The sequence below is a fragment of the Roseiconus nitratireducens genome, assembly GCF_008629675.1.
Taxonomy (GTDB): Bacteria; Planctomycetota; Planctomycetia; order Pirellulales; family Pirellulaceae; genus Stieleria; species Stieleria nitratireducens.
Genome location: NZ_VWOX01000010.1, coordinates 76968 through 103927, shown reverse-complemented (window position 1 = coordinate 103927; position 26960 = coordinate 76968). Strand labels below are relative to the sequence as shown.

Sequence of the window (26960 nt, the reverse complement as noted above, 5' to 3'; positions counted from 1 at the left end):
GGAACCTCGTTGCCAATTCCCCTCCTTTCATCCCTGGCACTTGATTCGATGAGCGAACTGATCATCAGCGTCAGCGGCCTGCGTGGCATCGTCGGAGAAACGCTGACGCCGGTCGTCGCGGCGCGATTTGTGGCCGCATTCGCATTGCAACTCCCGCCCGGCGACGTGATCGTCGGCCGAGACGGACGCAGCTCCGGCCCGATGCTGAAAGACGCGATCGGCGCCGCCCTACGCGCCTGCGGCCGCAACGTGATCGATGCCGACGTCGCCGCCACGCCGACGATCGGAGTGCTGGTGCGAGACCTGGGGGCCGCGGGGGCCGTACAGATTTCGGCCAGCCACAACCCGCCGCCCTACAACGGGATCAAACTGTTCGGAGGCGACGGCCGAGTGTTGGACCAAACCACCGGCGGCAAAATCCGCGATGCCTTCCTGCAAGACGAAGCAGCATGGTGCCCGTTCGATCAGATCGGCCACGTCTCCACGCCGTCGGACCCACACGCACCCCACCTGGCTGCCGTGCTGGAAACGGTGGATGTCGATGCGATCCGGGCCGCGAAACATCACGTTTTGATCGACAGCAATCATGGCGCCGGTTCGCTGCTGGGAACCCGCTTGCTAAGCGAATTGGGCTGTCAAGTCGTCGCGCTCGGCGACTGTCCTGACGGACAGTTTTCTCACACGCCCGAACCCACCGCGGAGAACCTGGCCGGCGTTGCTCGACAGGTCGCACAATCCGGCTGTTCGATCGGCTTTTGCCAAGACCCGGACGCGGATCGGCTGGCCCTGATCGACGCCAATGGGCGCTACATCGGCGAGGAATACACGCTTGCCCTGTGCGTTCAACACGCCCTGGCCAATCCTGCCACCCGCGGACCAATCGTGATCAACGGTGCGACCAGCGGGATGAGTGAGCGATTGGCCGCTGCGGTCGGCGTCCCGGCCCACCGCAGCGCGGTCGGCGAAGCCAACGTGGCTGACCGGATGATCGCGGAGAAAGCAACCTATGGCGGCGAAGGAAACGGCGGCCCGATCGATCCTCGCGTCGGCTACGTCCGAGACAGCTTTGTGGGAATGGCGCAAATCCTTGATCTGATGACCGCTACCGGTCAATCATTGGCCGAACTCGCCGATGCTCTGCCGCGTCTGGCGATCCACAAGGACAAGGCCCCACTTTCAACCGACGCCCTGCCGGCTTTGTTCCGCTCGCTGCAGGAAAGATTCAGTGATGCGGCCGTTGACCACAGCGACGGGCTGCGTCTGGCCTGGCCCGACCGCTGGCTGCTGGTGCGGGGCAGCAACACCGAACCGATCGTGCGGCTGATCGCCGAGGCCGAAACCGATGCGGACGCCCGCGCCCTGTGCGACCAGGCCAAAGCGTTGATCGGGTCGTGAAGTCGAATTGAAACGCCGAAGCAAGGTCGCGGCGCGTCCGACTGTTCACGGATCCCCAAAGATTAGCGGCGTTGAATCGAGTCAGCCAGGATGTGCGGCGTGCTCATCCCCTGCAGCATTTTCTCCTTCCCAACCACGCTCACGCGATTGTTCAGATGCGGTCGCAGGTTCACGCCGGGGTAGGGCGTCACATACGCGACGGTCAGACCTGAATCATCCGTCAATGCGAACGGTGGGCTGTCCGGACGTGACGAGTAGACCTGCACCAGATACCCCGTCGCACCGCCCGCGTCGTTCAGCGGGGGAGGAGCTGTTGCGGGAACCGAAAGCCGATTTCCGCCGACGGGAGCTCCGCTGCCTGCGGTCGCCACCGTAGAAATTGCCAAGTCGCCACCCGCGGCGACTGCGTCCGATTGGATCGTCGTCACACCGTCGCGGCGGGCCGCCAAATTCCGATACTGTTGAGCCCGTTGCATTGTTTCACGCAGCGGTGCTGTTTGATCCGGCGGAATCTGCTGGCCCAAAACTTCCAGCCGTCGGATCAAAGGGTTCAATTCGTCCGCGGAGGCTCCTTCCGCCATCAGCTTGGAAAGAATTCGCTGGACTTCCGCCAGGTCCGCCGCAGCAACCGCTTGCTCCGCGCGAGAAATCTGCGCCGTCGAAACGACGCGTGCTTTCGGTGCAACGGTTTCAAAGCTCGTCTGAAGGACCCCATTGCCTAGGATCTCAGTGCCTTGTACCCCATTGCCTGACACCGTTCCCTGAGTCGTCGTCGCCGACAGCGACGGCGGAATCGACGTTGTCAGGTTGGAAAGATTTGGATCCGATCCTGCCTGGGCAATCGACTGGTTGGTCGATCCGGCCTGGGCGCCTGAGCCGTTGTTGATGGGTGAAGTTCGCGTCGATCCGACCATCCACCGACGATCGGCGGTTCCGGGTGGCGCGAGTGCGTTGGGCGATTCTGACGCGTCAATCTGAATCAGCCGGGGCGGACTGATGAAATTGGCCACCACGTCGGTCACGCGTCGGATCGGTTCAGCAAGCACGGATGCCGAAGCCGCTTCCTTCGATGCATCATCGGCCAGCACGGACTTGCCAAGATCATCCTGCCACTCCTGACGAAGACCGCTGCCGATCACGGCCCCACGATCTTCAAAGTCTTCCGGGTCGGCGTCGCGATGGACTTGAAACGGCCGGTCCAAAGAAACCGTCCGCTTGGTCGCGGCGGAGCTGGTCATTCCATCGGAAGCCACCGTGGGCACGGGCCGCAAATCGGGCATGTCTGCTGCCGCCTGCAGTGCTTGCGGGTTGCGGCGGCTGGATTGCTGGTCGCTCAACTCGCGTGATGAATCGGATTCCTCCGCTACCGCGACGTCACGACTTTCCGCGGCGGCTCCGATTTCCGCCGCCAGATTCGCGGCGGTTTGAAGGACTCCGGCCGACATCTCCGCCAGATCGGATTCGCCGCTCACCTCACCCCGCTTGGCGAACGCGTCTCCGGCGACCGCCTGCTGGGCGTCTTCCGGACGATCCTCGGACTTGGCGATCCGCGTCTGTTCCACAAGCTGCTCGGCGCTTTCGACGACCTGGTCGCGGTGCACCCAGCGGAATTCACCCGATGGGGGAACGATTCGAAGCCAGGTTTCCGGCCCTTCCTTTCCGTCTCGCTCCATTTTGCCGATGACCGACACCTGCTCACCGGCGTTCAACTGCACCTGCCATCGGTAACGGCGAGCACGTCCCAGTTGTGTCCCGATCCAGACCACGGTCTCATCGTCACGAACGGTCGCGGTGCTGCCGTCAGAGGACAGATCGGTCGCGTGGGCTGGTAACCAACAAAAGCTGTCTTCCGGAGGCCGAATGCCCAACCACCCGTCTCCAGTCTCCAGGTAGACCTCCAACTCCTGCCCCTGCCGCAACGGGTCGGTTCGATAATGATCTTCACCGGGACCGCATCGGGCGAAGGACGAAGCCTGGGCAACGAACACCACGTAAGGCGCCGTTTCCTCAACCGCGTCCACGGGTTCCGGATCCACCAGCGGCTGTTGCGCGTGGGACGGCCAACAAAGCACGCCAAGCAGGATCGATACAGGCAACAGGCGTAGCGTTTTCGAGTTCAACAAGACATCCATGTCATTGTTCCAGGTCGATTTCGGCTTTGGGATTTCTCGCAGCCCGGCCCTGTCCTCGAGGAGGCTGTCCCCGGGGACGCCGAACCAAGGTCTGGACCGATTCCTCCAGACATCTGCCGGTCGTCACTGCCGTCGCGACCGACTTCATCAACTGCGGACATAGCCAAACGCCCGGGCTCGCGGCAAGACTGATGTCCGAAGCCACAGCTGACCGGCCGCCCGCTTTGACAGGGGCGCTGCCCCACTACACCGCGGCTTCTCGGGGCAGATACAGGTCGACCTGATCTTCGCGGAAGATGCGGTACTTCACGCCGTGGGCCCACAGCGTGAAATAGCTCCGCAGCGGGTCCGTCAACGTTGTCTGCTGGGCATAAAAGGGCCACATCAAGTAGTCCCGCAACATCGCATCGCAGGCGATGAAGTAGTAGGCCGGTCGCATCAAATCGGCGTGCGGATCGACGTTTTCCACCTTGCCACACAATTCCTCACAGCGTTCCAGAAACACGCTCAGGAGATCGCTGCGATGCTCCGGCAATTTGGGGTGCTTGGGCGGGATGCCTTCCAAGACACGAATTTTGGGCCGGACTTGCAGGGCGTTGGCCGTCGTTTCATCTCCAACGACCTCCGCGATTTGCCGCAGACCGTCGATCCACTGATCGGCATGATGCTCGGCCGCCTCCACGGTCAGTTGGTCGGGCGTCCGCACGATGAAGAAAGCATCTTTGCCGCCGCCCGGACGCTGCTGGTCGCCGGCCAGTTGGTAAACGCGTTCCAGCCGATCGACCAGGTCGGCTCCTTGGGGCAACGTGTTGAAGACCGAAGCCAAATCGCCGCCATCCGGACGCAGGGTTTGGAAAAACCCGATCAACGAGTCGGCATCCGAAAGCTCGGGCGTTGGCCCAGCGGCGGAACCGCCCGGTCCCGCTTTCGCGGCCAATTGCTGGCAACGTTGTAAGAACAAGTCAGTGGACATGGGAAACGGAATTCCTGGACCGGTGGTGTGCATGCGGAAAACGGAACGATTGCGACGCCGGAATCACCAAGGTGTGAGAGCCGCGGCACCCGCCACCGTCGGCCGACGGCGGCGACAAGTCGTGAAACGAGGCCGCGACTGGCCCGCCCAGTCTCGCCGGGCCAAATTACCCTGGCCGGACCCTCGCGTTTCGTCCGATCGATGATAGGCGATCGGTCCAGGACGCCGGTTGCAACCGGGCCGGATACCGAATCCTTGTGAATGGCGTCTTTCCCGGAAATTCCGGGGCAGAATCGGACGGATCGGGACGTCGCTGCCTTGCCGTCCGGCAGCGGTTTCGCTACCTTCGGCGACCCCTCCGAGAACACCGTCGTTTTCGGACTTTTTAACCTTTTGATTGTCTGCGTCCAACGGGATGAAGGGCCCCTGAAAAGGGGGCGAGCGTTGCCGACCTGTGCCGCCCGCCTGTCCCTGGGAACGATCCAACATCGTTTCGTGATGCCCACGTCGACAAACTCTGCGGAGATTGACTGCCCATGTCGAACCCCATCGTTCAGGAAATGATTGAGGCCGGAGTCCACTTCGGCCACCGCACCAGCCTGTGGAACCCGAAGATGAAACCGTACATCTTCGGAAGCAAGAACCAAATCCACATTTTGGACATTCGCGAAACCCTTCGCGGCATGCTCCGAGCGAAGAAATACCTCGGCCAGGTTGCCGAAGGCGGCTCGCTAATTCTGTTCGTCGGCACCAAGCGTCAAGCCGGCGAAGCGATCGAAGAGCAAGCATCGCGCTGCGGCATGCCGTTTGTCAGCGAGCGTTGGTTGGGCGGTACGCTGACCAACTTCCGTACCATTCGCAGCCGGTTGGGCCGGCTGGAAGAACTGGAACAGATTCGCGGCAGCGACGCAATCAACGCCTACAGCAAGAAAATGCAATCCGCGTTGAACCGCGAATATCGCAAGATGTACCGCAACCTGAATGGTCTTCGCACGATGAACCGGTTGCCGGAATGCCTGTTCATCGTCGACCCCGGCAAGGAACGCAACGCGGTTCGCGAAGCGAAACGACTGGGAATCACGACGGTGGGCCTGATCGATACCGATAGCGATCCGTCCCAAATCGATTTGCCGATTCCGGGCAACGACGATGGGATCCGCAGCATCGAATTGATCCTGAAACAACTGGCCGATGCCGTGCTCAAGGGCAGAGGACAATCGGACATGGGCCAAGGATCGTCCCAGTCAGCGGCTCCGACGAACGATCAAGCCAGTGCGGAAGCATCCGGTGAAGCAGAACAGTCCGGCACGCCCGAAGCGGCTGCCACCGCACCGGAATCGGCTCAGGGCTGATCCGATCGATCACGGACGCGGCGTCCTCAGCGGCGCCGCCGATCCTTCGACGGCGTTTACCTAGGCGCCGTCAACGTCGGGATCCCAGGCCGTCACGCCGGCACCGGAGTTTCACTCCGGTCGATCGGCAACTCGCGAGCAGATTCCCGGCGCGGAATCGACCCGGTGCGGAATGGAGCTGTGCAACCGTCCCCGACCACTGCTCCGTGCACCGTTCCGCTGCCGGTCCTGATCCACTGTGCCGGTCGACGATTGACCCGCACCCCGGGCGGCTGACCCAGTTGCCCCAAGATGAACCTGCTTGACGCGGGTCACCTCCCAAAGAATCTATATCCTCTCTTTCCAAATTGGAGAACCGAATCCATGGCCGATATCACCGCATCTGCGGTCAAGGCATTCCGTGAGCGAACCGGTCTGCCGTTGATGGACTGCAAAAAAGCATTGACGGAAGCCGGTGGCGACGAAGAAAAGGCGGTCAAGTTGCTGCGTGAGCGCGGCGAACAGTTGGCTGACAAACGCAGCGACCGAGAAACGGCGTTTGGCCGTTTCGGACTTTACATCGGCACCGACAAGAAGACTGGCGCGATGGTTGAACTGCTGTGCGAATCCGCGCCGGTGACCACCAACGAAGACTTCGTCAAGCTGGCCGACGAACTGGCCACGCAATTGGCAACCGGCCCCGGTGCGGACTCGGCCGAAGAACTGTTGAAGCAACCTGCGCCTTCCAATCCCGACATCACGCTGGGCGAGATGAAGAGCGATCTGTTCAATCGGATCCGCGAAGTCTTCAACGTCGGACGCATGGTCCGCGTCGATTCGACCTGTGGCGGCTACATGCACCACGCCGGAACCACCGCCGGCGTGTTGGTTGAGATCGAAGGCGGCAATGACGCGGCAGCCAAGGATGTCGCCATGCACACCGCAGCGATGAAACCGGAAGCGTTGGACGCCGACTCGTTGGATCCGGCCGTCGTCGAAAAGGAACGAGAAATCCTGAAGGCGGCAGCACTTGCCGAAGGCAAACCGGAACAAATCGTCGAGAAAATGGTGGAAGGCCGCCTGCGAAACTTCTTCGCCGAACGCTGCCTGCTATCGCAACCGTTTGTCAAAGACGACAAGCAAACCGTCGGCGAATACGCCAAAGCCAACGGGATGAAGGTCAAGAACTTCTGGCACTGGGTGATCGGCGAAAAAGCCGAAGGCTAGGGGATAGCACCCAAACCGGTTCCTGGAAGCCGCGAACGGATCCTGGTCCTTCAGGGTTCGTCCCACGACAACCACCTCCAGAAAGCCTCGCCCGTCCCATTTCGGACCGGCGAGGTTTTTTCGTATGCTACCTCACCGCACGGCACGAAGGCGGGCCGCTTCCCGGCTGGCCGCCTCCGCGCGATATCGAACTCTGCCCCGCACCCGACACCACTGAAACCGCATCAATGACCGATTCAAGTAGGTTGCGATACAAACGCGTTGTCTTGAAGTTGAGCGGCGAAAGCCTGGCTGATTCCGGGGGCCGGGGAATCAGTGGCCAGGAAATGTCGGCCATCGCCAAACAGATCAAGCAGGCGCATGCCAGCGGCTGCCAAATCGCGATTGTTGTTGGCGGCGGAAACATTCTCCGCGGCGCCCAGTTCTCCGGCAGCAACGCGCTGGTCCAGGAGGCGACGGCGCACTACATGGGCATGCTGGCCACCGTCATCAATTCGCTGGCCATGCAGGACGCCCTCGAAGCGATGGGGCTGGCGACACGCGTGATGTCGGCGGTCCCGATGGACAAGATCGCCGAGACATTCATCCGTCGCCGTGCAATCCGTCATCTGACCAAAGGGCGGATCATCATCCTGGCGGCCGGCATGGGCAACCCGTTCGTCACCACCGACACCGCGGCGGCCCAACGGGCGCTGGAAATTGACGCCGATGTTGTCCTGAAAGCGACACGCGTCGATGGCGTGTACAGTGATGACCCGGAAAAGAACCCGCACGCGGTGCTGTACGATTCGCTCAGTTTTCAGGATGTCACCAGCAAGCAACTGCGCGTGATGGATGCCACCGCGATCGCACTCTGCCAGGAACACGGAACGCCGATCCTGGTGTTCAACTTCAAAAAGGACGGCAGCATCATCCGCGCCATCAACGGCGAAACCGTGGGCACCTGGATCGGACGCGAATCCTGAACGGTGCGGTGCCCGATCGGGGCACCCCGACGCAACCGCACCCGTTCGCGACCGCAACATGTCGGCCCGCTCCCTTTTTCCGCCCACCCGATCGTCACTCCGGCGATGCACAGCCGGCGTTAAAAGGGCTACACTCGTAAATCATCGATTCTTCCCCTAACCCAAGGATGCTCACCATGACCGCCGATGAAACCCTGATGGACGCCGAAGACCGAATGGAGAAAGCGATTGGCGTTCTTGGCAACCAGCTGTCTGGAATTCGCACCGGTCGGGCGACTCCGGGTTTGGTCGATTCCCTGAAAGTGGAAGCTTACGGCTCGACGTCGCCGCTGAAACAGCTGGCTTCGATCGGCACCCCGGAACCGCAGCAGATCCTGATCCGTCCCTACGATGCCGGCACCATCAAGGACATTGAAAAAGCGATCGTCGGCAGCGACCTCGGCCTGAACCCCCAGAACGACGGCCGCGTCATCCGCCTGAACATTCCGGCTCTGTCAACGGACGTTCGTAAAAAGATGGTTTCCCGCATCAAGGAACTGGCGGAGGAAGCGAAGATCTCGATCCGCAACATCCGCCGCGATGCCAACAAACATGCGGACCAGATGGAAAAGGACAAGGAGTTGACCGAAGACGATCGCGACAAGCTGAAGAATGACGTCCAGGACCTGACCAAAAAGTTCGAAGAACAGGTCAACGAAATGGCCAAGAATCGCGAAGCCGAAGTCATGGAAGCCTAACGGGCCGGCACGCGATTTCTCATTCGAGTTCGTCCATCACCAAGCCATCGTCGCGACCTTCGCCAAACGGTGACGGACCTGCGATTGGCACGCGGGTGATGGATGGGGCGACGGTGAGGTGAATTCGCTCCGCCAGTGACGCGGCGGCGTCAGCGGACCCGGTTCATGTAGTGCACGAACCGTTGGTCCAATTCGCCCAGCGGCTTTTCGAACGTCGACTCAAACAGTTTGATCCGCTCGCGAGCGGACTGCTCCGCCATCGGCTTCCCTTCGCTCAACTGCTTCAAGTACTTCACGTACTCCTCGCGCTGAGTCCGAATCAAGAAATAGGTCAACGCCCAGCTCTCGGCGTAGGCATCGGAGGCGGATTCAGAATTTTGCAGCCGCTGATCATTCGACAGCAGCGTCGCCAATGAATCCTCCGGACGCCGGGGAAGATAATCTCGCCAACGTTTCAGATTGACCTGGTTGACGCGCCCGATGCCTCGCCAATTGAGCGCGCTCTTGAAATCAGGGGATTCAAAGTACATCGCCAGCCCCTCGCTGACCCACATCGGATTGTCCGCAAACCGACGCTGAACGCCGCAGTTGTAAGCCAACTGGTGCGTCGCTTCGTGAATGATCGTCGCGATGTTCCGTTCCAGATTGGGCATGTTGAACATCGTCATGCGGTTGCTGGACAGGTGGTAATAGCCGATCACCATTTGCGCGGTCTGGTCTCCCACTTCCGCGCTGGCGTGTTTGAGAAAATCCTCACGGTTGGCCATCACCAGCGCGACCAGGGGAAATCGGGGCTCGGGAAGCTTCCAACCCTGGTTCTTCCAAAACGCGTAAAAGTTCTTGTACAACTGCTCGAACAGCGCGCCCACCTGCCGCACGTAATCATCGTTGGTGTTGTGGACGATCACGTAGTGTCCCGTGCGGAAGACGGAGAAGCTGTTCGGCAACTCCTGCATCATCCGATCGGCCATCTCTTCGTCGCTTAAAGGCTGGAGACTGCGATCGGTGGTCTTGCGATCGGTGACCTGTTCCGGCTGGATGGTCCAGATCCGGCCGTCGTCGCTCTGCAGCATCAAACCGCCATCCTGAGCCTCGACCAAGATTTCCCCGGTCACCGTTCGCGTCGGCCGGGGCACTCCGTTGACCAAATCCGTTTCGTCCGACTTGAACGTCACCGTCTCGACGGCCGAAATCGGAGCCGGGTCGGTGAGCACGATGACGCCGAACAGCGCCGCGCAAAGCACTGCTGATGGCAAGGGAGATTGATTTGAAAACATCCGTGATGGGGCGAAAGTGGAGGAACTTGGGAACGGCGTTCGGACGGGGATCGCTTCCGCAGGCGCCACTGCCGCGGCGCGGATCTCGCGTCGACGCCGGCAGCGTCCACGCTTCGCGGAGCCTAGGTCACGGAGCATAGGAAAAACGCGCCCCTCGCTCTACCTATAGCCCAAAGATCCTGACGGCATTCGGACGTTCCCAGACAATCGTCCGGGGCCTGCCGCTTCAGTGTACCGGTTGGCGCCACCAGCCGTTCAGATGGATTGACCCCATCGGCCGCGGCAAACGGAGAAACTGTCGTCACCGAGTGCACCTGAACCGCATCCGCCGCCTGCCTGCCCGGACGGCAGGATTGTCCGGAAGGCGCAACTATCCGTAAGACCGATGCAAGCAACTGAACAGATGATCAATCGTGCTTGATTTTGACAGCCGCCGGGCGACAACCCAGCACGGCCAGCATGCAGATGACGACGATGACCACGATGTACCAGAACGCCAGCGCCGCTTCCTGATACCGGGCACCGCTGTGCAACAGGCCAAACAGCCGCGTTCCGACCGTCACCACTCCCGGCGGCAGCACCGGCAGGGTCGCCGGAACGTCTCCGCTTGCCACCACCGCGGCAGCCAGCGCGGCGATCAGCAAAGGCTTGGCCAACAACGGTCGATCGATCCGCCACATCCTTTGGCCCCAGGAAAAGTCCAAACGGGCTGTGTCCCACAGCGGTTGGTCCAGCCCGCGATAACCGGCGCGCAGAATCCAGTAAGCCACCGGCAGGGCGCGAAACATCAACGCCAACCCCGTGGGAACCAGCGTTTCGTTGTAGGCTCGACGCAGACCTGGAATCGGAAACGCGAACAGGTGCACGATGACCAACCCGACGATGGGGCCGGGAATCAACACCGCAACGATCGAAAGAAAATCGAAGAACCTCCCCAGGCGGAACCTCGGTCGAGCAATTGAGGCGGCGATCCAGGCGACGGGAAGACACACCGCAGCCACGCCAACGGCCAACAACACCGTCCACGCGTACTCCCGTCGGAATTCCAGCGGTGCGCGTGCCAGCGTTTGAACCGTGCGTGAAAACGACCATCCCACCGTCGTGGCGGCGTCCTGTCCCGGAGACACGATCACCTCGTGCCCGGCTTTCACGACCAGACCGGCCAACGGAAAGATGAACAGCAACGTGGAAAGCCCGATCACCACCGCGACGGCGAACGGATGCGACCTGGACGGTGAACCGGTCTCTCGCTGCATCTGGCCGACCGTCAACGCCTGAAAATGCCGTGGCCGGTGCATCACCCACAGACTGATCGCGGCAATTAAAAAGATTGCCGGCAAGACCAACACCATCAAGATGGAAATCATCGACGGTTGTGCCGAGTGGAACAGATAGTATTCGTCTGCCAACGTGCGGACACCGTACAAATCGACGACCGTCATCTCCGTCGCCGCCAGGATCCCCGTCGCCAACAACGCGGTTCCCACCCAAGGCATCGCGATCGGAAGCCGGATCCGCCACCAATTCCAAACCCTGCCCCCATCCAAACGTCCCTGGTCGACCACCGCCGCCGGGATGCGTGATGTTCCGTACCAGGTTGCCAGTGCGACTAATGCCGTGCCGACCAAACCGTGGATCCAGGCGCTCGCAATCATGCCGCTGTACCATCCGCCCAGACCGGTGTAGGTCCGCGCCCCGGTCTGCGAAAAGGTCATCCAGCCGAATTTCCCCGCCGTGGATTCCCAAGCCGTCGCGTGAAGAATCATGGGAATCGCCAAGCAGGTCAGGGTGCTGCACAGAAAATACAGCCTGACCAGTCGTCCGACTGGGCGACGCGGGGACAGGTTGGAAGCGGACCAGGCCAACAACAACCCCAGCACCGCGGCGATCAGAACGCACCACCCCATCAATTGCAGCGTCAGCAGGAGGGGGCGTATCCAGGGCAGCAAGTTGTTTCGTCCGGTTCGTCAAAAAGGCGATGCACGCGGGAAGTTGTCGATCGCGAGTTCCTCAAGTCCATGGTCCACGCCGCGGCCGTGGGTGGCCAACGACTTGGAACGCTCAGTACACGCGAATCTCCATTTCCTTGCTCTCGGTCGGCCGCGAAACGATCGTCTCCTCGTACGTCGGCGGCCCAACAATGCTGCGAGCATTGTTGGAAAACCCGTAGGGTTCGACCGGTGCGTTGAACAGCGCCCGATTCAAGACGCCGTTGTCGTCCAAGTCGTGGTAGGCCGCAATCGCGAACTTCTCGGGGAGCATCCCCAAGTCAATCTCCCATGCGACAAAACCGTTGACGGGAATCAGGGAGTCTTTCAGGACGGCTCGATCCGAGTTGCCGAATGATTCCTTGGAATCGTAGATCGCAATTCGGATCGGACCCGTCGCATTGGTTCGGGAGGTGGAAACGCGAACGATCAAGACATTTTCGGGCAGCGACGGTCGTCCCGCGCTACCTTCGGACACCGGCAACAACTCCAGCGAAGTCTCGTCCTGCGATTCCGGTTGCGTCCAAATGATGAACATCCCCGCCACGAAGATGGCGGCGGCAAATCCCAACAGCCAGTTGCCGTGGCTTTCTTTCCACGCTTGCCTCAAACGCTGCCGTCGTTGCGGGTGTTGGTACGCGTCGCTACGGTTTCTGGGCCGTGACATCAAAGCAAATCCGGTTTCAGGTTTCCTGCGACGGCACGTCGGTCGCATCCTGGGCTTGCTGCTGCTGCTGCTGAGCCGCATGACTGCGGGCCATCGCGGTTTGCGCCAACTCGTTGGCTCCCGCGCCGATGGCCGAGTCTCCGAAATTCAATTCCAATTGGCTTTCGTCTTCGGCTTCTCCGAATTCACGGTACATCAGACTGGGTTGAATGTCGCGGCTGAACTGATATTTGTCGCTACAGTACTCGCTGGCGGCCCCGGAAAGCTGCAGATAAAAAATCTGGCAAATCTGCATGCCGGCATAAATCCGGACCGGTTGAACACAGTGCATTTCGACGGTCCAGGTCCCGCAATAGCCGACGTCGCCCACGGCCCCACCGGGATTGATGAACAATCCCAAGCGGCCCAGCGAACTGCGCCCCTGAATCATCGGCACGAAGCCGTGCGTTTCGGTGTGTTCCACCGTCCGTCCCAGGTACAGGACGTTCGGTTGCAACGTGATGCCGTCTTCGGGGATCCGCAGCCGGCGGTAGCGGTTCGGCTTGGCCGCATCCAGAACGATTTCCTCGTACACCAACAACTCGTCATGCAACGACAAGTTGTAGCCGTTGGGGTTCAGCCGAGCCGGCTCGTAGGGTTCGATTCGGATTTCGTCGGACTGCAGCCGTGCGTGGATTTCGTGGCTTGATAAGAGCATCACTGACCCGAATCAATCGAACGTCGAGAACTCGGCAAGCGCCGCCGCTCGCTGTCGCCCCGATTGTAGCAAATCGGCGCTTCACGGTACCGGGGCCGTCGCGACAACCCTTTGTCTGAAATCGCAAAAGCAACGCTCGCCAGCACGTCCGGCGAAGTTTTTCTGGGCGAAGCGATTTCCACGCTCTGTCGAGTGTGGCTACGAAAACGCAGCGTTGTCCAGCGACCTGACAGCATCCGCCGGTCAATGTCATGCATCGCCTTTTGTCTCCCGGCCCTCCGAATCGGATTCGTCCCCTGACGGCGCCGTTGGGAGGACGGCCGCCAAGCGGTACCGGGGGAGGGCTTGGCCGGAGATCATTTCCGTCGGTAGGCCGACACCGGTCCGCTGACGTAAACCTTCAATGAGTGGCACGGCATGTCGACCACCCGATTGCTAGGCGGCATGGGACCGTCCAAATCCGGGAAGATGTCGCGTGGGGAATCGGCGGCCGTGTCGATGAACAGATTCCACTTCATGCCCCGGCCCACGTCGGGCAACGTGTGCATGCGGTCGGATCCGGTGCTATTGAACATCATCACGATGTCACGCCCCAGACCTTCGGGGTCCTCGACGCGGCTGGGCGCGGCAATGTAGGCGACCATGCTCAATTCCATCTGCCCCCAGTTCAGCGGGGAGCCGTCTTCGGAGTACCAGGAGACGTCTTGAATCAATCGACCATCCACCGGTTCCCCGGTCAGGAAGCTGACACGCCGCACGGTCGGCTGATCGCGCCGAAACTGGATCAAAGCCTTGGTGAACCGCAGCACGTCGGCATGCTTCTGGACCAATCGCCAATCAAACCAGCTCAGATCGTTGTCTTGGCAGTAAGCGTTGTTGTTGCCTTTCTGCGTCCGGCGGACTTCGTCCCCGCTAACCAACATCGGCACGCCCTGCGATAGCAGCAGCGTCGCCAGCATGTTGCGAACCTGTCGCGAACGGATCGTGCTGACGCCTTTCTTGCGGGTCGGCCCCTCGACGCCGTAGTTATCGCTGATGTTGTGGTTGTCGCCGTCCCGGTTGTCTTCGCCGTTGTCGATGTTGTGCTTTTCTTTGTACGAAACCAGATCGTTCAGGGTGAATCCGTCATGACTGGTGATGAAGTTGATGCTGCAAAACGGCGGTCGCCCGGCATGCTCGTACAGGTCGCTGCTGCCGGCCAAGCGGGTGGCCAACGCGCCCAGTGTTCCGCCATCTCCCCGCCAGAAACCTCGCACGTCGTCACGGTAGCGGCCGTTCCACTCCGCCCAGCGATGGTTGCCAAACGATCCCACCTGGTAGGCTCCGGCGGCGTCCCAAGCCTCGGCGATGATTTTGGTGTCCGCCAGCAACGGGTCTTCGGCGATCAATTCCACCATCGGCGGGTTGGGAACCAGGTTGCCGCTGCGATCGCGTGACAGGATGCTGGCCAAGTCGAATCGGAAACCGTCGACGTGGTAGTTGTGCACCCAGTGTCGCAGGCAGTGAAAGATCATCTCGCGGACAACCGGGTGGTTGCCGTTAAGCGTGTTCCCGCAACCGCTGTAGTTGGTGTAATGGCATCCTTCGCTGAGGATGTAGTAAACCTGGTTCTCCAGCCCTTTGAAGGACAGGGTGGGACCGTTCTCGTTGCCTTCGCAGGTGTGGTTGAACACCACATCCAGGATGACTTCGATCCCCGCTTTGTGGAGTTCCTTGACCATCTGCTTGAATTCAACGACCTGCGCCCCGGGCTGCTTGTCGTGGGCGTAGCCGCGGTGCGGCGAGAAGAACGCCATCGGGTCGTAGCCCCAATAATTCGGACGCTCCGGCACCTGGCCGTGAATGTCCAGAATCGGAAACTCGTTGACCGGCATCAACTCGACCGCCGTGACGCCCAAGTCTTTCAGGTACGGGATCTTTTCGATCACTCCCAGGTAGGTCCCCGGGCACTTGATCTTGGCCGTTCGGCTTTTGGTGAACCCGCGAACGTGCATCTCATAGATCACCGATTCGCTGAGATCACGACGGAGGTGACGATCGCCTTCCCAATCAAAGGTGTCGTTGACGACCACGCATTTGGGCGGACGGATGACGCCGTCATCACTGGCCTGGAACGTGCCCGCCAGCGCCTGGGTGTAGGGATCGATCAGCCGCGCCGCGGAGTCAAAGCGTTGACCGTTGTCGGGATCCCAGGGGCCGCTGGCCTGCAGATGGTACAGCTGACCTTCGTCCAGCCCCCGCACCGTCAGGCTCCAGACGTCACCCCAACGGTCCGTTTCGCGATCAAATTCGATGATTTCAGCCGGTTCCAGATCCGAAACCTTGTTGTAAAGCAGCAGCCGCATCGCAGTCGCCGAACGGCTGAAAACCGAGAACTGAACGCCGTTTTCCTGCAGCGTCGCACCGAACGGAGGCTGGTAAGTGAATTGAAGATTTCCGGTCGGCTGTCGCATAAGCATGTTGCTGGCTTCTCCTGCAATCCTGATCTGTCGGAAGACACGCAAGCCGAACGGCTTGCCCGAAACCCTACCACCTGCCGTTTGCCGAGCCGACTTCGGGCCGGCACGGAGCGGAAATCTGTCTCGCTGCGGTTCACGCGATGACGGCTGGCGATCAGTTGCCGAAGAAACCTCCCAGTTGGATGAACAAAAGTTTGTCGATTGAGCCCCTTGGTGGGGCGACCCGCATCGGGTCTGAACCTGTGTCGACCTCAAATTCTACCGTCTTTAGCGGGTGACTTCCGCCGCCTCCACGCCAAAGCGCTGCCAGAGCCGGTGGCCGTCACGTGCGTTGGCGTTAGCGGTGTCCTAGGGGCGGGATGCCGACCAGACGCCTACCGAAATCTCCACGCGGATGTCAGAATTTGCACGGCCGGTGCGATCCACCCGCCCGGCTGTTCCGCCCGCGACGCAATCGCCCGCTCGGTGCCGACACTGCCCGCGAGCCGCCCCGACGGCTGCTCGTCGCACGGCTCCCGTTCGTCTCCCCTTTCTCGCCAACGTGACCGATCCTTTATGGCTGCGACCTACAAAGACGCCGGCGTCGATTTGGACGTCTACGCGGAATCGATGCGGCGTTTGCCGCGTTTGATGCACCGCACGTTCAGTCCCCGCGTACTGCCCAGCGATGGAGGCTTTGCGGGACTGTTTCAACTGGATTTCCCCGGCAACCTGTTTGCCCGTCGTTACGAACAACCGGTCCTGGTCAGCGGAACCGACGGCGTCGGTACCAAGCTCAAGATCGCACAGCAAACCGGAATCCACGAATCCGTCGGCATTGACCTGGTCGCCATGTGCGTCAACGACCTGCTGTGCACGGGTGCCGAGCCGCTGTTCTTCCTGGACTACGTCGCCATGGGCAAAGACGACCCGGCGCGGCTGGAAAAGATCGTTCAGGGAATCAGTGACGGTTGCGTGACCGGTGACATGGCACTGCTGGGGGGCGAAACCGCGATCATGCCGGATATGTACGGCGACGAAGACTACGACCTGGCCGGCTTTGCCGTCGGCGTGGTCGAACGCAAACGGCTGATCGATGGGAAACAGATCGCCGCCGGCGATGTCGTCCTGGGGCTGTCGTCCAGCGGCCTGCACAGCAATGGTTTCTCCCTGGTCCGAAAAATCATCTCCGACGCCGGACTCTCCTGGGACAGTACCCCAGCACCGCTGGGCGGCGAATCACTGGGCGATGCGTGTCTGGTCCCCACGCGGATCTACAGCCAGGCGGTCCGCGCGGTGCAAAGCCATTACCGCGTCAAGCAAGTGCTGCACGGGCTGGCTCACATCACCGGCGGCGGCATCGAAGAAAACCTGGACCGGATCCTTCCCTCCGACGTGGACGCCGAAATCGACCCGAACAGTTGGCAGCCCCCCACGATCTTCCGGTTCCTGCAACAGACCGGCGAGGTCTCCGACGCGGAAATGCGGCGCGTCTTCAACATGGGAATCGGAATGGCGATGGTGGTCAGCGAGTTCTACGCCTCCAGCATTCAGTCGCAACTGACCCAAATCGGAATGCCCTGCCAACCGATCGGTCGCATCGTCGCCGGCAGTGGGAAGGTCCGCTACGTCTGAAGCGAACAGGACGTCTAGGCGAACGGTCGCACCGGCATCACGTTTTTCCGGTGTTCGACGTCACACGGCCAGCCCCGCTCCGTCAAGAAACCTGCAGCAGCCCGCTGCTGCCTCTCGTCAACGGGCGGGATCACCACGCTCGAGAGCGAGCCGCATGCCCCTGGCCGCAAATCCTTGCATCCGGCGCAAGGTTTTGCAGGCAATTTCGATCCGTCGGCGAGGGGCGATCTTTGCTCACAGACGATTTGCCAGCCGGTCCGGTCGCATCATTCGTATTGGAAGTCGATCGGAGCATCGATGTCCGGGTGCAGGCTCCGGTGCACCGGGCAAGCCCTTGCGGCCGCCTCCAGACGCACCCGCATCGCGCCATCGGTGACGGCGTGAGCGGGAACAACGACCACCGTCTTGAGCGAACCGATTCGTCGGGCCGGTTGCTGAATCATCTCCTTGGTGACCCGTACCTGGGCTCCGGTCAAATCCAGGCCGTGCCGTTCGGAAACGATCCCCAGGATCGTCAGCACGCAGGTTCCCAGCGCCGTGGCGACCAGGTCGGTGGGTGAAAATGATTCACCTTTGCCACCGTTATCCAGCGGCGCATCGGTAATCAAGGTGTTTTGGCTGGGCCCATGCGTCGCCCGACACCCCAGTTGTCCGGTGTAGATCGCTTCGATTTCCACTGCCATCGTGTCGTTCTCCTGACCTGAATTCGCCGAACTACCGAGTCGAAATTCCGCAAAACGCGTCCAGAGGGATGCCTTTCGACAATCCGATGCACTCTTCGCACGTCGTCGCCTGACAGCGGAAAGCTGGTTGATGCCGCATCAATTTAGCGGTCGCCGCCAACGGTGTTTGATCAGCATTCTCCACGCGATGGCCGGCCTGGCTACCGCACGTCCGCTTGGTTTGAGCATTCGTGCAGGCAGACTGTTTCCGTGTTTGCGCTTTAGCCGCCACGTTGCTAGCCGACCAATGAATGCCCGAATTGCATGCTCGGCACACGAATTGCACAGCTCCACGAACGTCAGAAAAGTCGTTGCGACCCGACGACGGTCGTCGGGTGCTGGCACGGCCCAGATCGTACCTGATCGGGCATTGCCGCCGACCGGTTGTGCCGAGGCGTGTTCGGACCAATCGTCGCGAACGGACTGGGCGGGAAACTTCTGGGAAAACTTGTGACATTTCCCATGGTTTTTCCGTGACTTGAACTAGCGTTAGGCAACCCTTGCGGGCGAATTAACTACATTACGCGTTCTGTCATTGTGGAGAAGTTGTTCACAGATTCGGCTCGACGCCACGTCGTCCAACTGGTATTTCTTCGCCCCGCCAAATTTCCTGTTTTGTCTGTCACTACAGCGGCATTCCCCCGCTTACGCAAAATACCGCGTTTAAGCCGTTCGCCGCTCTGGAGATCATAGAAGAGATGGTCACGACACAAATCCTCGAGTCTCGGGAATCACGAACGATTCGTCGAATCGACTCGGTTCTGGAAGCCCACCACGAACTCTCCCCCTACCGCCCGTCCTTGCAGATTTCGATCGAAGGCGCCCGCATCGTCCTGCGAGGCCACCTGCCGACGACTTCGCTGCGACAAGCCCTGGTGCCGGCGATTCGCCAAGCCGGTGTGCTGGGTGAAATCTGCAACTGCGTCGAAGTTGCCTGATCGGTTTCGCCGACGGTTCGGTGCCCATTTCCGGCCCGTCCCGGCACACACCGATTCCCGTGATTGCTCCAACTTCCCGTGATTGCGCCAGCGATCGGCGGTTCACCGTTTGATCTCGCCCGCGGCGGTGCAGATCTCACGGAGGCTTCGCTTGGCGTTCCTCGAAACGGTGGGGCCACGCTCGCCAGCGCGTGACTTTCCGCCGCAGGGGTTCGGCCGCTCCGCGCCGACGCGTCAGCCAAAAAAGATGGATGGACGGTTCACTTCAATTGGCGATGCCCAGCTCAATTGGCGATGCCCAGCGCTGAAACGCGTTCATCTCTGAAACAGGCGTCCCAGCCCCGCCGCTTCCGTGCTGCGGCTTTCTTCCACGCCCATGTTCATTCCCGGGAACAGCCGCTCCAGGGTCAGCCCCACGCCCTCCAATGCCCGGCGCTCAATCGTCGGATCGTTGATCGGTCCCCGCACGTCGACGGTCCACAGGGTGTAGCGCTGGTCGCCCAACGGTCGCAAAATCCGCGTGAAGGTGTTCCGCGGCGAAACGCGGGTGTTGAATGTCAGGTCCAAATCCTGACGACGGTCCAACGTGCCGCTGCCGTGCAGCGCGATCAGGCTGCCCCAAAGTTTCAAGTTGCTGAATACCAGCTGATCCTCGACCAGCGTGAAATCGATATCGGCGTTGGTGAAAGCAACGTCTTCGGTCGGCGTGATCGACAGCACGTTCAGCAACTGCACCAACAGCGGCATCTGGTACAGGTTTGCGCCGACCACTGTTGCTCTTCCCCGCCCGCTTAGCAGATCCGTCGTTCCCAACAAGCCTTCCAAGTGGGTCTCGGCCGCCAGGGTCCCGGTCAAATCACTTTTGCCTTGCTCCAATTCCGCCATCAGCACGGGAACTTTTGCATTCTCCAATCCCAGATCGACGTCAAAACTGGCATCGGACAGAATCACGTCGCCGCCCAACCGCAGGTTCCCGTCGAACAAACGTCCCTGGATCGGCATTGCCTCCAACGTGTTGGGGTCAACGCCGCCCAGCGTCAAACGGTCTTCTTGAATCCGGTAGGGTCCACGCAACTGGGTGATCTGCAAATCGTTGACGTGCATCGAATCGATCCGAACCTGGCCCTCGGCTTTCAATCCCTGAGGCGTCTTCTGGCCGCTGACGGACAGTTCGCCTCGCAAGGCGTGCACCGGCCCGACATCACCGATACGATTCCCCTCCAGCTGCAGCACGAGGTCCCAGATGAAATCGGGTTGCGGGTGCTGTTCATCCGACAGCAACGTCTGCGTCAACCCGCGGAACCCGACCGGACCACGGAGGTTCAGCCCACGCAGGGCGCCCCGCATCTGGACCGGAAGAGCACCGATCAGTTCGGCGTCCGGAATCAATCGGCTGCCGCTGTGGACATTCACCGTCAACAACCAGCGGCCGTCCGCCAAACGTTCGCAACCGCCGTCGGCTGACACGCTGGAGCGGCCGTGTTCGGCGCGCAGCGAATCAATCAAGACGCGCCCGCCCTGGTAGCGAATGATTCCGTCGACGATGTCCATTCGGTAGGGCAGCGCGACCGGTTGCAACCGCAGCGAATCGGCGCCCAATCGACGCGACTCGTATTGCCGCCCGATCAGATCCAATTCCAGTTCGCTGTCGGGACGGTCACGCGTCAAACTGATTTCCAAGGAATCCAACACGCCGCTGGGCAGCAGGTTGTCCCAGGTGTTGCGGGACGCCTCGCTCAATGAACTCCGCAGGGCTTCGTCCAAGGCGATGCTCGCGGCGGAAAAGTTCAATTGCATCGTCCGCGTTGCCGCCGTGACGGGCGCACCGGCCGCCGTCTCCGACCCTTCATCTGCTCGGGGCGGCAAGCGGTAGTGACCGTCGCATCCGATCGATCCGCCGTTGGCATTGGTGGCTTGAAAGTTCGCGAGCTTCACCATCCTGTCATCGACCCGGATATCTCCGGTAACGTTGTACAGCGGGTAGGGGAACTTTTCGAAACGCATCGACGCATCACTGACCTTCAGCTCCATGTCTTGATGCTTCACCAGCCGTTCGTCCGTTCGAAAGGTGGCTCGTACCAGATGCACGGCGCCGACCGGGTTCAGCGATCGGATGAATGACTCCAACTTGCTGCCGTTCTCGCCGCGAGGTGAAAGCGACTGCAATAATTCTCCATCGATCGCAATCGGCCCGTCCATCGCCACCGAGAATACTCCCGGTTGTGGCCGGTCGCTTCGGACCGGCAAATCAAACAGGCACTGCATCAGCCTGCCGCCGCTGCGGGCACTCAATAATTCCGTCCGAACGCGTCCGTCCCGCACCGAAAAGTCACCGGTCACGTGCTGCACGGGGTAGGGAAACTTTTCGTAGCTCAGGTCCACGCCCTTGCAAGTGACATCCGCCGCGGTTTCCACCTTGCCTTGGTGCAACCGAAAGGATGCTTTGGGAATGTCGATCAGCCCGCGTGGCTGAAACTTGTTCCACGCCGACTCCAGCGATTTCGGGATGATGGCCGCCAAACGCTGATCCAACATCAAGTTGTTGGCCGAAACCTCCAGCGTGCCATCCAACGGCGTCCCGTAGCCCTGCAAACGCCCCTTCAGCTGCAACCGCGCATCGCCCCAGTACCCCTGAGACGATTCGACCGTGATCCCGGCCGGGTCGCAGGTGATCAGCCCGCGAAGATTGCGCAACGGCATTGAGGATTGGGGATGCCGGAAACTCCCATCGTGGATATTCGTCTTCGTCAGAAAGTTGACGGGACGTCCCGGCTGCATTCGGACGGCAAGGCTGGTGTCGACCAGCAGTTCCAAACCGTCCAGAACACTCAGCTTGTCGCGAAACGGCTGCGGCAAGCGATCGATCCATTCCTGTGACAACCTCGTTCCCTGCAGGTCCGCCCGGACCTCCGTCTGGCCGTTGCAGTGGGTGACCCGGACGCCAAAACGATCCACGAACGGAGCGTTGCCACTGGCCGAAATCGTGGTCGTGCAAAACTCCGGTGCCGATGCCGCGGTCAGGGGGACCGGGCCGTTGTTGCCGTTGGCGACGCCGGACCGCCCGAAGCCTTCGACGCCGGCACCACCTTCTGGCGGATCGGCTCCCGAGCGATTGTCCCGCTGGCCGCTGATTTGATTCAGCACCACGGTCTCGGCAATCCCCACTTCGATCGGGCGCGAATCTGGCTGGTCGCCGTGCACTCGCAGTTTGGCTTCCCGCACCTCGATCCGGGGACAGACCACGTCCCCAAACTTTGGTGGCGGCCACAATGCTTCCAAAGAAACTTTTCCACCGGATGCCCACGCGTCTGCGGTCACGCCGCGGACGATCACGCGTCGGGTGGTGATCGGATTCTCACGTTCCAACAAACGCCGCAGATTCGCATCGGCGACCACCACAATTTGCCGGATGCTGAGCAGGGGCCGAGTATCGGAGTGGGACAGCCCCACCATCGAAGTCAGCCCGGCCACGGATGCCGGCCGCGCGTTCCCCTGCGGCGCAGTGATCTGAATGTCGTCCAGGATCAATCCGATCTTCGGATCCAACCTGCCGCGTCCGACCGACACCTCTAAGCCCGGATAGTGCTGACGGAGCGTGTGTTCGACGTGCCGCCGGACCTGCTCGCCGACCGTTTGGGGCGCGATCGTTTGAACGGTGAACACGATCGCCGCCATCAACAGCGCAACCACCATCCACCGGGACGTTTTCCCGGCGGATGCAGCGCGTATCGATTCGGCTTCCTTGCCGTCCAACGAGTCTTCGACTCCTTCCCAACGAGATTCCGGGCAATTGCTGCAACGAGCCTCCGGATCAGCCGCAAAAACCTGGCACCAAGGCTTCCGGCGGATCGCATAGTACCGCCGTTTTTACGGCTCTATCCAGCCCAAAAAGCTCCAAAAGCGGTACAGCCAGGGCGACTGCCAGGGGCCATCCAAGGACGTCGCCATGGAAGCCACGCTTAATGCCAGCATTCCAACCGCCAACATGCGGCCCCAGCGCCTGGCGGCCAGCCACTGCGCCGGACCGGCGGCGGAAAACAGCCACAGCGGCGCAAACCACAGCAACCACCGAAAACACACGCTGACCCCGCCATAATTGCGGTCGATCTCCGGACGCAGCACGTAGAACACGCCGCACACGATGGTCGCGGCCGCAATGGACGCTAGCAAAAGACGATGCTCTCGACGGTTCCACGTCCAGGCCCCGACCAGCCCCACCGGCATCAACAACCACAACGGAGTCAACGAAAAAATGCCGTGGTGACCGAACGTCATTTGAGCCGCGTAGACAAAACGCGACGGCTCGCCGACATCAACGCCTCGCCGTCGCCCTTCCACCCAATAGCTGGAAGGGTAGTCATACCAGTCGTCCCAGTGATGCAGTTCCCATTGGCCCTCCGCGACGCGCGATAGCCCGACTTGCAGCGAATCTCCGATCACCACCCGCAATCGATCTTGACGACGTGACGGCTGCAAGGAGACCTGGGAATCCGGCTGCGCCAAGTTGGCGTCGATCAGTGGCTTCAAAACTTGCGGTGCGGTCGGCGGTTCTCCGTCCTCGGCAGGTGCCAACGTCGCGATCCGCTGACCGTCGCCTCGATGCATGTAGGGCGGACGGAGACTCTCGTGGGCGATCCAGTTGGTCGCAAAGAAGGCGACGGCGACGACCAACACCCCAGCGCTGTATCCGATCAACGCGTCGCGCCGCACCAACAAGAACAGGCCCGCCCAAAAAACCGTCATCGACAAAGCGGGCAACTCATTGGCCGCGGTGAAACCGCCGGCCAGTCCGGCCAGGAACCACCAGAGCGTCGTCGTCGGTTGCTCAAAAGACCGAACAAAAATCCACAGCACCATCGCCATGGACGCGGCAGCCGGCAGGTGATTGTTCAGAGCGATGGAAAACGGCAGCAGCATGGTCCCAAAGCACGTCGCCGCGGCGAGAAACCACTTGGCCCAGCGGTCCTCCATGACGCGATCCAAGGCGGCGATGGTGGCCAGCAAGAACACGGCCAAGGTTGGCACGTTCACCAGCCACAGGATGACCCTTCCCAGATAGATCGGCTGATCGCTCAGCCACATCCCCATGGTTCGCGTCACACCCCAGTACACGCCGGCGATCATGGTCGGAAGCAGTGGCGGCTTGCTGCTGTAGTAGTGCATCTTTCCGTCCCGTCCGCGGTGACGCACCAGGTCGATGGTGGCCCACGGACGACGATTGGCTTTCGCCCCGCGACGATTCAGATACGGATCGATGACATAGGTGCCGTGTTCGACCAGCGCCGCAATGGTGCACCACCGCGATCGATCGTTGGCGCTCAGAAAGGCGGTGTCGCCTTCCCGGCTAATCACCACCGCGATCCGCCCGGAAACGACCGACAGAGCGATCACGATCAGCAACGTGTACACGCCCCAAGGGCTCTCCTGCCCGACCGACTCCTTCATGCCTCCGACTCCTCTGCCGACCTCGGCCTGCTCGGTGCCGGCGGGCCACCGCCCGTCCTCTCAGCGATGCTGTAGGGTTGTTTGACTTGATTGGACAACGACACGATCAGCTCGGCGAGCAAACCCGCCAGAAACATTTGGGCTCCCAACAACAGGGCCGTGATGCAGTAGTAGAACAAGGCCGAACTGTGCAGGTGAACGACTTCCAATGAATCGACGGCCCGCGACAGGATCCACATGACGGACAGATAGATCATGCCGACGCCGCCGCTGACGAAAAACAACAGTCCGATCGCGCCCACGAAATGGAACGGGCGCGCCCCGAAGGTGGTCAGGAAAAAGATCGACAGCAGGTCCAGAAATCCTTTGGCCAGACGCGACACCCCGTACTTGGACTGGCCGAATTCGCGAGCGTGATGCACCACCGGCACTTCGGCGATCCGCCAGCCCCGAGCGGCAGCCAGGACCGGCACGAAACGATGACGCTCACCGTAAAGCGTGACGTCCCGCGTGACCTCGGACCGGTACGCCTTGAATCCGCAATTGTGATCGTTCAGATGCACGCCCGTCATCGCGCTGACCAACCGGTTGAACACCTTGCTGGGCAGCGTCTTGTCCAACGCGTCTTTGCGTTTTTGTTTCCAGCCACTGACCACGTCGAACCCTTCGTCCAGCTTCGCCAGGAACTTGGGGATTTCCACCGGATCGTCTTGCAGATCGGCGTCCATCGTGAACACCACGTCCCCGGTGGCTTCGGCAAAGCCCGCGGACAACGCCGCGGCTTTGCCAAAATTGCGGCGAAATCGAATCCCGCTCACATGCGGATTCTGGTTTGCCAGGGACTCGATCCGATTCCAGGTCTGGTCGGTTGAACCGTCATCGATGAACACGATGTCGTGCCGCAGACCGATGCTTCCACAGACCTCATCAATTTGTTCCACCAGCGCGGCAACGGTCTCCTGCTCGTCCATCGTGGGGATCACAAAGGTCGCGGATCCCGCCTGTTCGCTCATCGGTGCTCGCTGGTCATGGGGGCAAGGGGGGGAGAAATTCAAGCGGCGTATCCTAGCAGAAACAGGCAATTGGCTGCACGGGCGAAGGCCTGCGCCACGGTTGACGACAGGCAACTCGAGCGATCCGCCCCCGAACCCTGCCGCCCCGCACCGTTTCGGCCAAACATCACCCGCCGCGCAAACAGCTGGCGAGAGCCAGCAGGACAGGGCGTTCCCAGGACGGAGCCTGGGAACGAGGTAGGACTCCTACCGCGCCCCCCTGGTTCCAAGGCTCCCGCCTTGGAACCCACTGCAAAGCAGGCTCGCGCTTGCCGCCCCGCACCGTTTCGGCCAAACATCACCCGCCAAGCAAACAGCTGGCGAGAGCCAGCAGGACAGGGCGTTCCCAGGACGGAGCCTGGGAACGAGGTAGGACTTCTACCGCGACCCCCTGGTTCCAAGGCTCCCGCCTTGGAACCCACTGCAATGCAGGCTCCCGCCTGCCGCCCCGCACCGTTTCGGCCAAACGTCACCCGCCAAGCAAACAGCTGGCAGGAGCCAGCAAGACAGGGCGTTCCCAGGCCGGAGCCTGGGAACGAGGTAGGACTCCTACCGCGCCCCCCTGATTCCAAGGCTCCCACCTTGGAACCCACTGCAATGCAGGCTCGCGCCTGCCGCCCCGCACCGGTTCGGCCCAACATCACCCGCCGAGCAAACAGCTGGCGAGAGCCAGCAGGACAGGGCGTTCCCAGGCCGGAGCCTGGGAACGAGGAAGTGCATTTTTTGCCCGAAAACTCAATTTCTGCCGCCAAGCTTGGCATCGGTTTTGCGACTAGACAGTGACGGAGTGCCGAAGGCTGCCGATTTTGTCGGGAGCTCCATCCGGGATCTCCTTTCCCTTCCATATTCATGTTTCTCGAATCAACTGATTCACCATGACGTCGACCGCCTATTCGCCCACGTCCACCCAGCACCAATACGATTACTACGAAGCCGCTCCCACGCACCCGGCGGTGATTGCGTACCTGTATTGGATCCTGGGCATCTTTGGCGCCCACCGGTTTTACCTGGGACGTCCCATCAGTGGTGCCATCTGGTTCTTCACCGGCGGGTTGCTGCTGATCGGATGGATTGTCGACCTGTTCCTGATTCCGTCGATGGCCGAGGAGGCTTCGCGGCGGTACCGCATCGGACCGATCGACTACAACATCGCCTGGGGGCTCCACACCTTTTTGGGATTGTTCGGTGCCCACCGACTGTACATGGGCAAGGTCTTCACCGGCGTCTTATTCTTGCTGACCGGAGGCTTGTTCGGGATCGGCTTCATCTACGATCTGCTGACGTTGAATGAGCAGATTGACGAGCTGAACGCGTAGGGCCGTGTGGCGACCGTCGACCAGC

The 26960-nt window shown here is 61.1% G+C and carries 18 protein-coding genes and 1 pseudogene; 8 read left to right on the top strand and 11 right to left on the bottom strand.

What is annotated here, in order from left to right:
* Positions 1-48: 48 nt before the first annotated feature.
* Positions 49-1395, top strand: coding sequence for a phosphoglucosamine mutase (gene glmM / locus FYK55_RS17585; RefSeq protein WP_150077763.1), 1347 nt, complete (start codon positions 49-51; stop codon positions 1393-1395).
* Positions 1396-1457: 62 nt separating this feature from the next.
* Here glmM and FYK55_RS17580 read toward each other — a convergent pair whose 3' ends face one another.
* Both FYK55_RS17580 and FYK55_RS17575 read right to left on the bottom strand, forming a co-directional pair.
* The gene (locus tag FYK55_RS17580; protein ID WP_150077762.1) at positions 1458-3527 is read right to left on the bottom strand and encodes a hypothetical protein; all 2070 of its coding nucleotides are present in this window, start codon (positions 3525-3527) and stop codon (positions 1458-1460) included.
* A gap of 244 nt (positions 3528-3771) precedes the next feature.
* Complete coding sequence (locus FYK55_RS17575; protein ID WP_150077761.1) at positions 3772-4500, bottom strand: apolipoprotein acyltransferase; 729 nt, start codon at positions 4498-4500, stop codon at positions 3772-3774.
* A gap of 536 nt (positions 4501-5036) precedes the next feature.
* On the opposite strand from FYK55_RS17575, the gene rpsB reads away from it, so the two are divergent.
* The 4 genes from rpsB (at position 5037) to frr (ending at position 8760) form a co-directional block, all read left to right on the top strand.
* Positions 5037-5852 carry a 30S ribosomal protein S2 gene (rpsB, locus tag FYK55_RS17570; RefSeq protein WP_150077760.1) on the top strand — a complete coding sequence of 272 codons (816 nt, stop codon included), beginning with the start codon at positions 5037-5039 and terminating at the stop codon, positions 5850-5852.
* A gap of 363 nt (positions 5853-6215) precedes the next feature.
* Complete coding sequence (tsf, locus tag FYK55_RS17565; protein ID WP_150077759.1) at positions 6216-7058, top strand: translation elongation factor Ts; 843 nt, start codon at positions 6216-6218, stop codon at positions 7056-7058.
* A 227-nt stretch (positions 7059-7285) separates the two neighbouring features.
* Positions 7286-8023, top strand: coding sequence for a UMP kinase (gene pyrH, locus FYK55_RS17560; RefSeq protein WP_150077758.1), 738 nt, complete (start codon positions 7286-7288; stop codon positions 8021-8023).
* Between the two features lie 176 nt (positions 8024-8199).
* A complete protein-coding gene (gene frr, locus FYK55_RS17555; protein WP_150077757.1) occupies positions 8200-8760 on the top strand; it encodes a ribosome recycling factor in 561 nt (186 codons plus the stop codon).
* A 149-nt stretch (positions 8761-8909) separates the two neighbouring features.
* On the opposite strand, the gene FYK55_RS17550 is transcribed toward frr, so the two are convergent.
* The 5 genes and pseudogenes from FYK55_RS17550 to glgX form a co-directional block, all read right to left on the bottom strand.
* A complete protein-coding gene (locus tag FYK55_RS17550; protein ID WP_315854054.1) occupies positions 8910-10016 on the bottom strand; it encodes a DUF1570 domain-containing protein in 1107 nt (368 codons plus the stop codon).
* 428 nt (positions 10017-10444) lie between these two features.
* The gene (locus FYK55_RS17545; protein WP_150077755.1) at positions 10445-11986 is read right to left on the bottom strand and encodes an ABC transporter permease; all 1542 of its coding nucleotides are present in this window, start codon (positions 11984-11986) and stop codon (positions 10445-10447) included.
* Between the two features lie 112 nt (positions 11987-12098).
* A complete protein-coding gene (locus FYK55_RS17540; protein WP_161604594.1) occupies positions 12099-12692 on the bottom strand; it encodes a DUF2141 domain-containing protein in 594 nt (197 codons plus the stop codon).
* Positions 12693-12825: 133 nt separating this feature from the next.
* Positions 12826-13389: pseudogene (gene dcd / locus FYK55_RS17535) on the bottom strand (dCTP deaminase); the annotation flags it as partial.
* Positions 13390-13745: 356 nt separating this feature from the next.
* Positions 13746-15848 carry a glycogen debranching protein GlgX gene (glgX, locus tag FYK55_RS17530; RefSeq protein ID WP_150077752.1) on the bottom strand — a complete coding sequence of 701 codons (2103 nt, stop codon included), beginning with the start codon at positions 15846-15848 and terminating at the stop codon, positions 13746-13748.
* 555 nt (positions 15849-16403) lie between these two features.
* On the opposite strand from glgX, the gene purM reads away from it, so the two are divergent.
* Entirely contained in the window at positions 16404-17462 is a 1059-nt protein-coding gene (gene purM, locus FYK55_RS17525; protein ID WP_150077751.1) for a phosphoribosylformylglycinamidine cyclo-ligase, read from the top strand.
* Between the two features lie 266 nt (positions 17463-17728).
* Here the strand turns inward: purM and FYK55_RS17520 are convergent, their stop codons facing one another.
* Positions 17729-18145 (bottom strand): OsmC family protein, encoded by a 417-nt coding sequence (locus FYK55_RS17520; RefSeq protein WP_150077750.1) that lies wholly within the window; start codon positions 18143-18145, stop codon positions 17729-17731.
* A gap of 737 nt (positions 18146-18882) precedes the next feature.
* Between FYK55_RS17520 and FYK55_RS17515 the strand changes: the two genes are divergently transcribed.
* The gene (locus tag FYK55_RS17515) at positions 18883-19122 is read left to right on the top strand and encodes a hypothetical protein (protein WP_150077749.1); all 240 of its coding nucleotides are present in this window, start codon (positions 18883-18885) and stop codon (positions 19120-19122) included.
* 315 nt (positions 19123-19437) lie between these two features.
* On the opposite strand, the gene FYK55_RS17510 is transcribed toward FYK55_RS17515, so the two are convergent.
* From FYK55_RS17510 to FYK55_RS17500, 3 genes are all read right to left on the bottom strand, one after another.
* On the bottom strand, positions 19438-22875 hold the full coding sequence (locus tag FYK55_RS17510; RefSeq protein WP_150077748.1) for an AsmA-like C-terminal region-containing protein: 3438 nt from the start codon (positions 22873-22875) through the stop codon (positions 19438-19440).
* Positions 22876-22989: 114 nt separating this feature from the next.
* Positions 22990-24567, bottom strand: a complete 1578-nt coding sequence (locus FYK55_RS17505) for a hypothetical protein (protein ID WP_150077747.1) — start codon at positions 24565-24567, stop codon at positions 22990-22992.
* On the bottom strand, positions 24564-25622 hold the full coding sequence (locus tag FYK55_RS17500; RefSeq protein WP_235908775.1) for a glycosyltransferase family 2 protein: 1059 nt from the start codon (positions 25620-25622) through the stop codon (positions 24564-24566). The genes FYK55_RS17505 and FYK55_RS17500 overlap by 4 nt, the downstream gene beginning before the upstream one ends.
* A gap of 872 nt (positions 25623-26494) precedes the next feature.
* On the opposite strand from FYK55_RS17500, the gene FYK55_RS17495 reads away from it, so the two are divergent.
* Positions 26495-26935 (top strand): NINE protein, encoded by a 441-nt coding sequence (locus FYK55_RS17495; RefSeq protein ID WP_201743737.1) that lies wholly within the window; start codon positions 26495-26497, stop codon positions 26933-26935.
* Positions 26936-26960 lie beyond the last annotated feature (25 nt).